Annotated in this window: 11 protein-coding genes; 4 read left to right on the forward strand and 7 right to left on the reverse strand. The window is 68.5% G+C overall.

Annotated features, from left to right (window positions below; genetic code table 11):
* Positions 1-39 precede the first annotated feature (39 nt).
* The 3 genes from NA10_RS12520 (at position 40) to NA10_RS12530 (ending at position 1,920) form a co-directional block, all read left to right on the forward strand.
* A complete protein-coding gene (locus NA10_RS12520; RefSeq protein WP_067567477.1) occupies positions 40-630 on the forward strand; it encodes an energy-coupling factor transporter transmembrane component T family protein in 591 nt (196 codons plus the stop codon).
* A 70-nt stretch (positions 631-700) separates the two neighbouring features.
* On the forward strand, positions 701-1,249 hold the full coding sequence (locus NA10_RS12525) for a biotin transporter BioY (RefSeq protein ID WP_067567480.1): 549 nt from the start codon (positions 701-703) through the stop codon (positions 1,247-1,249).
* The gene (locus NA10_RS12530; RefSeq protein ID WP_067567483.1) at positions 1,246-1,920 is read left to right on the forward strand and encodes an energy-coupling factor ABC transporter ATP-binding protein; all 675 of its coding nucleotides are present in this window, start codon (positions 1,246-1,248) and stop codon (positions 1,918-1,920) included. Before NA10_RS12525 ends, NA10_RS12530 begins: the two co-directional genes overlap by 4 nt.
* Here NA10_RS12530 and NA10_RS12535 read toward each other — a convergent pair.
* From NA10_RS12535 to NA10_RS12550, 4 genes are all read right to left on the reverse strand, one after another.
* Positions 1,917-3,038 carry a DUF4190 domain-containing protein gene (locus NA10_RS12535; protein WP_067567486.1) on the reverse strand — a complete coding sequence of 374 codons (1,122 nt, stop codon included), beginning with the start codon at positions 3,036-3,038 and terminating at the stop codon, positions 1,917-1,919. The genes NA10_RS12530 and NA10_RS12535 overlap by 4 nt on opposite strands.
* Before the next feature lie 91 nt (positions 3,039-3,129).
* On the reverse strand, positions 3,130-4,398 hold the full coding sequence (locus NA10_RS12540) for a deoxyguanosinetriphosphate triphosphohydrolase (RefSeq protein WP_067567585.1): 1,269 nt from the start codon (positions 4,396-4,398) through the stop codon (positions 3,130-3,132).
* A gap of 2 nt (positions 4,399-4,400) precedes the next feature.
* Complete coding sequence (locus tag NA10_RS12545; protein WP_084514573.1) at positions 4,401-4,979, reverse strand: YdcF family protein; 579 nt, start codon at positions 4,977-4,979, stop codon at positions 4,401-4,403.
* A gap of 119 nt (positions 4,980-5,098) precedes the next feature.
* Entirely contained in the window at positions 5,099-5,794 is a 696-nt protein-coding gene (locus NA10_RS12550) for an MBL fold metallo-hydrolase (RefSeq protein ID WP_067567489.1), read from the reverse strand.
* Between the two features lie 63 nt (positions 5,795-5,857).
* On the opposite strand from NA10_RS12550, the gene NA10_RS12555 reads away from it, so the two are divergent.
* Positions 5,858-7,840: a TPM domain-containing protein gene (locus NA10_RS12555; protein ID WP_067567492.1), complete on the forward strand. Its 1,983-nt coding sequence runs from the start codon at positions 5,858-5,860 to the stop codon at positions 7,838-7,840.
* A gap of 16 nt (positions 7,841-7,856) precedes the next feature.
* On the opposite strand, the gene NA10_RS12560 is transcribed toward NA10_RS12555, so the two are convergent.
* From NA10_RS12560 to NA10_RS12570, 3 genes are all read right to left on the reverse strand, one after another.
* Positions 7,857-8,462, reverse strand: coding sequence for a response regulator transcription factor (locus tag NA10_RS12560; protein ID WP_067567495.1), 606 nt, complete (start codon positions 8,460-8,462; stop codon positions 7,857-7,859).
* Complete coding sequence (locus NA10_RS12565) at positions 8,459-9,685, reverse strand: sensor histidine kinase (RefSeq protein WP_084514562.1); 1,227 nt, start codon at positions 9,683-9,685, stop codon at positions 8,459-8,461. The genes NA10_RS12560 and NA10_RS12565 overlap by 4 nt, the downstream gene beginning before the upstream one ends.
* Before the next feature lie 81 nt (positions 9,686-9,766).
* Positions 9,767-10,821: molybdopterin-dependent oxidoreductase (locus tag NA10_RS12570; RefSeq protein WP_157556439.1), on the reverse strand; the 1,055-nt coding region annotated here is incomplete at its 5' end.

Genomic DNA, 10,821 nt, shown 5'->3' on the forward strand with positions numbered 1-10,821 from the left:
GGACCGAATGCCCCGAACCCCGCATGCCAGGATCTACCGGTGCTCAGCCTCTACCACGACGCCCGGACGCCGGTGCATACCGTGCCCGCCGGGGCGAAACTCGTGGTCCTCGCCGTGGCGGGCACGGCGCTGTTCTTCGTCCGGTCGATACCGTGGCTCGCGCTCGCGCTGGCCGTCGTCCTGCTGCTGTACGCGGTGGCGCGGATTCCGTGGCGGGCGACCGCGAAACAGGTGGTGAGCCTCACCCCGTTCCTGATCTTGATCATGATCGCGCAGTTGCTGTTCACCGGCTGGCAGAGCGGAGTCGTGGTCGGCGAGCGTTTACTCACGCTGGTATTGCTCGCCAATCTGGTCACGCTGACCACGCGAACCTCCGCCATGATCGACACCATCGAAACGGCCCTGCGCCCACTGCGCCCCCTCGGGGTGCGCCCGGATCGCGTCGGCCTGCTGGTCGCCATGACCATCCGATTCATCCCGGTCATCCGCGAACAGGCCGAGCTGGTCCGCTCCGCCCAGCGCGCCCGCGGCATCGAGCGCAGCACCGTATTCCTTATCCCCTTGCTGATCCGGACCCTGCGGATGGCCGATCAGGTCGGCGAGGCCCTGGATGCCCGCGGCCTCGACTGAACGATTGCCGAAAATGTGCGGACGGGACGTGGCCGATCACTACGGACCACGGCCCCTTTAAGCTTCCCCGGTGCGTAGTAGGGATTTGGCGCAGGTAGCGCTGTTCGCGGCAATCATGGTGGTGCTCGGGTTCTTCCCGCTCATTCAACTTCCGGGTGCGTTCGCACCCTTCACCTCACAAACCCTGGGCGTGATCCTGGCGGGCGCGATCCTGGGCGCGAAGCGCGGTGCGCTGGCGATTCTGCTCTTCGACGCACTGGTGTTCATCGGCCTGCCGGTGCTGCCGGGCGGCCGCGGCGGACTCTCGGTGATCATGGGCCCGACGGGTGGGTTCGTCATCGCCTACCCGATCGGAGCGTTGGTGATCGGATTGCTCACCGAACGACTGTGGCGGCAGTACAACCTGCCCATCGCCCTGGCGATCAACTTTCTCGGCGGTGCGGTGGTGCTCTACGCCATCGGTATCCCGTGGATGGCCGTGGCCGCGCATATCTCGCTGCACAAGGCGATCGTCACCTCGGTGATGTTCCTGCCCGGTGATCTGGTGAAGACCGTTATCGGCTCACTCGCCGCCCTCGCGGTGCGCCGGGCCTATCCGATGATTCCGGCGCGCGCGTGATCGAACTCGACGGCGTCGCACACAGTTTCGGCGAGCGCGAGGTGCTGGCCCCGCTGGACCTGACACTGACCGAGCGGCGCATCTCCGTGATCGGCTCGAACGGTTCGGGCAAATCCACCTTCGCGCGGCTGCTGAACGGCCTCCAGGTTCCCACGAAGGGCCGGGTGCGAGTCGACGGCCTCGACACCCGCAAACAGGGCCGGGCGGTGCGCCGCCGGGTCGGCTTCGTCTTCCAGGATCCGGATGTGCAGATCGTCATGCCGACGGTCGCCGAGGATCTGGCCTTCGGCCTCAAACACCACGGCCTCGCCAAATCCGAGATACCGCAACGGGTTTCGGAGGTGCTGGCCGAATACGGTCTCACCGAGTTCGGCCAGCATCCCGCACACCTGCTCAGCGGCGGCCAGAAACAACTCCTGGCTATTGCCGCGGTGCTGTCGGTGCGCCCGGACTACGTCGTCTTCGATGAACCGACCACGCTGCTGGACCTGCGCAACAAACGCCGCATAAGCCAACTGCTGCACGAACTTCCGCAGCGGATCGTGGTCATCTCACACGATCTCGATCTGCTCGCCGACTTCGACCGCGTATTGGTCTTCGACGAGGGCCGCCTCCTGGCGGACGGCCCGCCCGCCGAAACCATCGCCCGCTATATCGAGCACTGCGGTTAACGCGGCAGTTTGCCCGTCAACTGCGTCTCATTGTCATTGATGGCCACGCACTGCACCGTCGGATCGGTACTCCACTCCGACTGCGAATGCGGCCGATAGTAGAGGTAACTCAGCCCCGAGGTCTTGGCGTCGATCCGATCGAACACCTCCGAGCATTTGGTCTCGGCGTAATCCTTGGACTGCTGATCCCCGGTCCAGCTGGGCAGCGAGAAGTTCAGGAACACCTCGGCGTCGTGCGGTCCGCTGCAGGGGGTGACGGTCGCGCCGCTGATCGAGGTCTTGCGGTGCACCCCGTTCACGCAATCGCCGTCCTTCAGATTGCGCAGCAGCGTGTACCCGCCCGATGACGCGGTGGTCGTCGGTAGCGACGGCGTCGAGAAATTGATCGACGGCGGCGTGAAGTTCACCGAGGGCGGCGAGTACGAGTCGGTGGAGGAGTCCTTGCTGCCGGAGACGCCCACCGCGAAGATGACCACGCCGACCACGGCCCACACACCCGTGAGCGCCAAGCCGGTGATGGCCAGCCCCTTGCCCTGCTGATTGCGATCCTTGATCTGACTCAGCGCGATCACACCGAACGGCACCGAGAGCAGGCACATGCCGAGCAGGCCGGTGATCAGCGCGGCAATGGCGAAACCATTGGTGCCCTGCGGCGGACCCGAATACGGCGCGGCCGGATACCCCGGGGTCCCCGAGTACGGGCCGGGCTGCGGATACGGCTGACCGTAGGCCGGATTCTCCGGATAGCCCGGATACGGCGCGGCCCCCTGATATGAGGGCTGCGCACCGTACGGCGCGCCCGGATCGGGCTGATTGGGCCACTGCCCACCGGTGTTGGGTTGCGCGGGCTGACCCCACGATTGCTGATCGGCCGGCTGACCCCAGCCCTGCGGACCGGCGGCGGGCTGACCCCACTGCTGCTGATCGGCGGGCTGTCCCCAGCCCTGCCGGCCGGGCACGCCCTGCTGTGTCGGGTCCACATTCTGATGCTGTCCGGACGGCCAGGCGACCACGGTCGGATCCGCGGGCGGTCGCTGTCCCGGCTCGAGCGGCTTACCCAGCTCGACGGGCTTGTCCGGCCCCGGCGTATTCGGATGTTCCGGCGGATTCGGATCCACGATCCCCCCTCCGCGAGCCCGATCGGCCCGCTCTCAGCTCATGTGCCCGCTCACCGTAGCGGTTTCCGATTCGGTCCGCGAAACCTATGTATCAGGGGATTACGGCGGCCACCCGTTCCAGGCGACTTTCGGTGTACGAGGCGATCTGATCGACGATCACCCGCACCCGGGCGGAATCGTCGGTGGCCTCCTCCCACCAGGGCAGCAGCAGGCGGTCCAGGCCGCGCGGCGCGATATCGGACAGGTGTTGCGCGACCATCAGAATGCGCTCGCGCTGTCCGGCCTGACGGACCTGGTGGATGGGGTCCGAGAGCACATAGCGCAGCGCCATGGTCTTGAGCACCGCGACCTCGGCCGCCACGATCCGCGGCACCTCCAGATCGGCTGTGTAGCGGCATAATTGGCGGCCGCCCCAGGCCGCGCGGGTGGCTTCCACGGCGGCGGTGGCGAATCGGCCGACCAGATCGCTGGTGAGGCGTTTGAGGCCGACCGAGGCCCGGAGCGAACCGTCGTACGCGGTCGCCGCGACCACCACCGGCAGTTCGGAGAGGCGCTGTGCGGCGGCGACCAATTCGTCGACGGTCAATGACTTGTGCTGTCGCGCACCGAGTTCGGCGAGAGCGGCCTGTTCGATGGGATCGGCGAGCGCGCGCAGATCGATCCGGCCGACAATGATCCCGTCCTCGACGTCGTGCACCGAATAGGCCACGTCGTCGGACCAGTCCATGACCTGGGATTCCAGGCATTGCCGCCGGTCGGGCGCGCCCTTGCGCACCCACGCCAGGCGATCCATATCGATGTCGTACGCCCCGAATTTGGTTCCGGGACCCGTTCTGCCCCAAGGGTATTTGATGACCGCGTCCAGGGCGGCCCGGGTGGGGTTCAGCCCGAAACTGTGCCCGTGCTCGTCGAAGACCTTCGGCTCCAACCGGGTCAGAATCCGCAGGTTCTGCGCATTGCCCTCGAAACCCCCGTGCGCGTCGGCGAATTGGTCGAGCGCCTTCTCACCATTGTGCCCGTACGGCGGATGCCCGATATCGTGCGCCAGCCCGGCCAGATCCACCAGATCCGGATCACAGCCCAGCCCGTCGGCGATACTGCGCCCGATCTGCGCGACCTCCAGCGAATGGGTGAGCCGGGTGCGCGGGGTGTCGCCATCGCGCGGACCCATGACCTGCGTCTTGTCGGCGAGTCGGCGCAGTGCCGCCGAATGCAGCACCCGTGCCCGGTCGCGGGCGAATTCACTGCGCCGGGCCGGGGCGGGCGACCAGCTGAGCCCGGCCGTGCGATCGGTCTCGGGGACCAGCCGCTCCCGATCGTGCTCGCTGTAGACCCGGTCGTAATCGATTCGCGAACTCATGATCACTGCTCCGCCGTGTAGGTGAAATCGGCCGAATAGTGGGTCAACTGGTACCACAGCAGTGCGAAGGTCTCGCGAAATATGCCGTGCGCCTGCGATTCCCGCGTGTACACCGCCGGGCCGGTCCGAGTCGGCGCGGTCCAGGCCGCGAGTCCGGCATCGCGCGCCATGGTGCGGGTGCGCAGCGAATGCCAGGGATCGCTCACCAGCACCACCGACGACTTATCGCGCGCCAGTAGCGCTTTGGAGACGGCCTCCACGCTTTGCAGGGTGTCCGAACCTGTCTCGACGGCCAGGATGCGCTCGGCCGGGACGCCGCGATTCTCCAGATACAGCTTGCCCGCGGCGGCCTCGGTGTAGTTGTCCCCCACCTGTTTTCCGCCCACCGTCACGATGAGCGGGGCGACTCCTTTCTGAAACAGTTTGTACGACTGATCCAATCGAGCCTGGAATACCGAGGACGGGGTGCCGTCGTACTGCGCCGCGCCGAGCACCACGATGGCGTCGGCGGTCGCCCAATCGTCGATGCGGGCCACCTGCCAGACCCGCACCGCGGTACCGCAGATCACCAGCAGGCCCATGAGTAGCGCGCCGACCAGCAGTCGGCGCGCCCAGCGCAGGGTGCCCGCGGCGAAGCCATCACGGGATCTACCGACCGGCGGCGGAGCCCAGGCGGGCTCGGGGTCGCGGTTCCGGAGTTTTACCAACCGCGCCGCCGCCACTCGGGCAATTGTGGGCGCTGAGCGCCGAGGGTGGTGTCGTCGCCGTGGCCGGGGTACACCACGGTGTCGTCCGGATAGCGCGCGAAGAGTTTGGACTCCACATCGCCCAGCAGCGAGGCGAACTCCGCCGGGGAGCCGGTTTTGCCGACGCCGCCGGGGAACAGCGAATCTCCGGTGAACAGGTGGGTGCGGTCGTCACCATCGGTGAAGGCGAGCGCCACCGAGCCGGGGGTGTGCCCGCTCAGGTGAATGGCCTCGAACTCCAGGTCGCCGATGCGGATCTTGTCGCCGTCGGTGAGCACGCGGCTCGGCGGGACCGGCAGCGCCTCGGCATCGAGTTCATGCGCGGCGGACGGGATCTCGCGCGCGGCGACCACATCGGCCAGCGCCCACCAGTGGTCCGGATGGCGGTGCGTGGTGACCAGCAGTTCGACGCCGTCGGGGGCCTGCTGGGCCAGCAGTTCCAGAATGCGTTCCGCCTCATTGGCGGCATCGATGAGCAGCGTGGATCCCGTTCTCTCGCACTGCACCAGGTACACGTTGTTATCCATCGCGCCGACCGACATCTTGACGATGCGGGCACCGGGAACGCTCCGCTGCTGCGGGTCCGAACCGGGGGCGACATGACCTGTGTACGAGGTATCGATCGTGATCACCCCTCTGATCGTAGTCATGGCCGCCGACACGGGTGACCGGAAGAAACCTCGTGGCTCGCATCCGGCGGATAGATTCATCTGATGCGGCTACCGAAGCAGCTCTCCACGCTGTTGTCCGGCTTCGTGCCGGCCTTGATCGTTCTCGCCGGGACGGCCGCGCCGGCGGGTGCCGAGCAGCCCCAGCGGCTGCCCAGCTATGTCACCGATCTGGCGGGCGCGTTGCGCGGCGGGCAGACCGCGCAGGTGCAGTCGGCGATCGATGCGCTCTACGCGAAAGACCATGAGCGGCTGTGGGTCGTGTATGTGCGCGACTTCGGCGGATTGGACGCGCAGAGCTGGGGTGAGCAGACCGCGCGGGCCTCCAACTTCGGGGATCGCGATGTGCTGCTCTCGGTCGCCGTCGACGATCGCGGGTACGCGTTCACCGGGAGTGCGCCGTCCTCGGTCAGCGATGAGGAGCTCGATCGACTGCTGGGTGATCAGGTCGAGCCGACGCTGCGCGCCGGGGAGTGGGCGGGGGCGGCGGTCGCGACGGCCCAGGGGTTGTCCGCGGCCATGAACGACTCCGGCGGCGGGTTGAGCGTCTGGGTGCTGCTGGGGCTGGTGCTCGTGGTCGCGCTGCTGGTCGGCGGGCTGCTGCTGTGGTCGCGGGGGCGCAAGGCGCGGCGCGGGCGGGCCGAGTTGGAGGCTGCGCGCAAGGTCGATCCGGCGGATGCGGGAGCGCTCGGGGCATTACCGCCGGCGGCGCTGGACGCGCGCTCGAAAGAGCTGCTCGTCGATACCGACAATGCGATTCGCACCAGCGCCGAAGAATTGCGGCTCGCCACCGACGAATTCGGCGCGACCGCCACCGCGCCATTCACCGCGGCGCTCGACGCGGCGAAGAACGCGCTCGCCAAAGCCTTTTCCATCCGCCAGCAACTCGACGACGATATTCCCGAAACTCCGGACCAGCAACGGGCCATGCTGGTCGATTTGATCAGCACCTGCGGGCGCGCCGATCAGGAACTCGACGCGAAAGTCAGCGAATTCGACGCCATGCGGAATCTGCTCATCAATGCGGGGGAACGCCTGGACGGTTTGACCCGCGACGTGGTGGAGCTGACCACCCGGGTGCCGGGTTCCGAGGCCACCCTCGCACAGTTGACGGCCGCCCAGCCCGCCTCGGTGCTCGCACCCATTCGCGACAATGTGAATATGGCCAGGGAGCGAATCAGCTTCGCGGAGAAGGGGATTCAGGACGGCCGCAGCGCCGTGGCACGACCCGTCGGCCAGCAGGGGGCGGCGGTGGCGGCCATTCGCTCGGCCGAGTCGGCGGTGAATACCGCACGCACACTGCTGGATGCGGTCGATACCGCCGCCACCGATATCGAACAGGCGCGCGCCGGGTTGCCCGGCATCATCGAGGAACTGCGGCACGATCTCGGCACCGCCGCGACCCTCGCCAGGCACGGCGGACCGGAGTTGGCGGCGGCCGCCACCACCGCCCGCACCGCCCTCGACCGGGCCAGCACCGAGGGCGCGAACAATCCCCTCGGCACCTTCCAGCAGGCGGTGGCCGCGGATACCGTGCTGGACAAGGCGATTGCCGCGGCCACCGATCGCAAACTCGCCGCCGAGGATCTGGCCCGCCGCCTGGAGCAGGCCGTCACCGCCGCGCGCAGCCAGATCAATGCCGCCACCGATTTCATCAGCACCCGCCGCGGCGGCGTCGACGCCGAACCCCGCACCCGCCTCGCCGAGGCCCAGCGCAGCCTCGACCAAGCCCAGCGATTGGCCGAATCCGATCCCGCACAGGCACTTACCGCCGCCCAGCGCGCCACCGAACTCGGCACCCGCGCCCTGGTCACCGCTCAGGCCGCCGTCGAACAGTGGCAATCCCGACAGCCCGGCTCCAACTCCCAAACCGGCGCGGTCCTGAGCGGCATCCTCATCGACGGCATGCTCCGCGGTATGGGCGGATCCCGCAGCGGCGGAGGCGGTTTCGGCGGCGGCTCCTACGGCCCCGGCTCCTACGGCGGCTCCGACGGCTCCCGCCGCATCAGCCGCGGCGGCCGCTTCTAACCTGCGCGCGGTGGGGTTACAGCCAGCCGAGGCGTTCGGCGGTGTGGGCGGCTTCGGCGCGGGTTCGGGTGCCGGTTTTGCCTATGGCGGAGGAGAGGTGGTTGCGGACCGTGCCTTCTGAGAGGTGCAGGGATTTGGCTATGGCGGCGGCGGTGGCGCCGTGGGAGGCGGCGGCGAGGACCTCGCGTTCGCGGGTGGTGAGGGGGGAGGTTCCGGCGGTGAGGGTTTCGGTGGCAAGGGCGGGGTCCACTACGCGCAGGCCCATATGGACTCGGCGGACGGCGTCGGCCAGTTCGCGGGCGGGGGTGTCCTTGACCACGAAGCCGCTGGCTCCGGCGTCGATGGCGCGGCGCAGGTAGCCGGGGCGGCCGAAGGTGGTGACCATGAGGATGCGGACCGCCGGGTGGGCGGTGTGCAGTTGCGCGGCGGCGGCTATGCCGTCCAGGCCGGGCATTTCGACATCGAGCAGGGCCACATCGGGGGTGGTGCGTGCGACGGCGGCCAGCACTTCGTCGCCGCGGCCCACCTCGGCGACCACCTCGAGGTCGGACTCCAGGTTCAGCAGGGCCGCGAGGGCCCCGCGCACCAGTGCCTGATCGTCGGCGAGGAGCAGTTTGATCATCGCGGGTCTCCCATCGGTTCCGCCGGAAAGCTTGCCAGTACCCGTAATCCGCCCTCCGGGCGATTCGCCACGGTGAGCGTGCCCCCGGCGGCGCGCACCCGTTCGCTCAGCCCGGTGAGGCCGGACCCGTAGCCTTGCCCACCCAGCCCGCCGCCGTCATCGCCGACCTCGATACTGGTCGGCGTGACCCGCACGGTGGCGTGCCGGGCCCCGCTGTGCCGCACGATATTGGTGACCGCCTCGCGCAGCACCCATCCGAAGACCACGCTGTGCCGCACCGGCAGGGTGTCGGAGTCGGGTAGATCGGCCTCGATCTCGGCCGCGCGCAGGGCCGTTCGCGCATTGCCGAGTTCCCCGGCGAGCGATACCTCGCGCAGTCCGCCCACGGTGCTGCGCACCCCGGCCAGGGATTCGCGCGCCAACCGCTCCACATCGGCCAGCTCCTGTTTGGCGCGCTCCGGATCGACCTCCAGCAGTCGTTGCGCCAGTTCGGTTTTCACCGTGATGACGGTCAGCGAATGCCCCAGGATGTCGTGCACGTCCCGGCCCACGCGCAGCCGCTCCTCGGCGATGGCGAGCTCGGTCAATTGCAGGCGGGCGATGGTGAGCTGCTGATTGCGCTGGATCAGCTGGCGGATGCCGCCGACCGCGAAGGCCGCCATGGCCATTGATTCGAGCGTGTCGTAATCGGGTGGGCTGCCCGCGATCAGCTGCGGTACCACGGTCGTGGCCAGCATGACCGCGCTCAGCGTCGCGATGCCCAGCGGAATCGGCAGGGTGAAGGCGATGAACGAGGCCAGATAGATGCCCAGCCGCGCCGCCTGCCCGTGCAGCGTCACCGCGATCGCGACCAGGAACGCGAATTGCACGCCGAGCATCAGGAATACGGTGCGCCCCGGCGGGCTCGGCCAGATCGGCCCGATGCTCGGCGAGCGCAGCAGATACCAGTACGAACCGATGTACGCCAGGCCGAAGGCGATGATGACGGTGAGCGTGTAGATCCGCGACGCCGGATCGTCCAGCTCCCATGCTGTCCGCAGCGGCGCGATCAGATACACCGACCAGACGGCCGCGAACACCCAGCCGAGCCGTCGGCGTCGCGTAATGCTCTCCGGACTGTCCTCCACAGCGCGGGACGCTACCGCAGAGCACGACAGCGTGCGCCGGCCCCACAGGTCACGGACCTGCACCGTGCGGCCGCTGTCCGGCTCCGGAGCGCTCATACCCCCACTATCGACCGGGACGTCCGCGCCCACCCGGCACGACCGTCACGGTTCGTCCATGACAGATGTCATGACTTCGCCTCAGATGGTGAGGGTCACCGTATGGAATCCGCTCGGCCCGGACGGGAAGGGCGGTCGCTCGGCGCCGTCCTGCACCGCACCGGAGCGCCCGGTCGCCCGGGCCTGGATGGTGTGCGTGCCGGGCGGCAGATCCACCACCGTGCGCCAGCGCCGCCAGGCCGCCGGAGCCGACTCGGCACCGAGTTCGGTTGGCGCCCAGTCGGTTCCATCGACGCGGATATCGACGGCGGAGACGCCGTCCGGTGGCGCCCAGGCCACCCCCGCGACCGTGGTCTTGCCGGGACTGCCATGCCCACTGGAAGCCACATCGATTCGGGATTGCGGTGTCACCCACAGTATTTCATCGGTCCAGCCGCGCTTGCACCAGTAGTCGACATGCGAGTCGTCGGCCAGCTCGAGCTCGGAGATCCATTTGGCCCCGGTGTACTGGCCGTAGATGCCCGGTACGAAAACCCTTGCCGGAAAACCGTGTTCGGGCGGCAGCGGCGCACCGTTCATACCGATCACCAGATAGCCGGGCAGCTCGCCGGTGCGCAACTTCTCCATCGGCAGCGAGATGGTGTACCCGTCCACCGCACGCGTCACCAGCCGGGTCGCTGCCGCCTCGGGCATGGCGTGGTCGAAGAGCGCGGTCAGCGGCACCCCGAACCAGCGGGCATTCCCGGCGCGATGCTTACCGGGCGTGTTGTGCACGCACACCATGACCGCGTCGAATTCCACCGCCTGTTCGGCCAGATCCGCCAGCGACAGCCGCAGCGGATGCGCGACCTTCCCGCTGATGCGCAGCCGCCACTGCTTCGGATCGATGCGCGGCGGGCGCGGATTCACATCGGCCACATAGAATCTGCCCGCCTTGGTGATCAGCGGCGAGAGTCCGGGTTCGATACCGAGTCCGTCCTCGGCCATCGGTGCGTGCGATCCCATCGGCCCGAGCTGCCGGACCCGTTCGGCGTGCTGCGCGTCCGCGCGCCGAATGAGCGTCTCGGCGGCGGCCAGCATGCCCGCACCGCCCGCGGCCCACAGCAACCCGCCGCCGAAACCCGTTGGCGGGCACC

Origin of the sequence: Nocardia acidivorans NBRC 108247, assembly GCF_001625085.1 — a bacterium.
Lineage (GTDB): Bacteria > Actinomycetota > Actinomycetes > Mycobacteriales > Mycobacteriaceae > Nocardia > Nocardia acidivorans.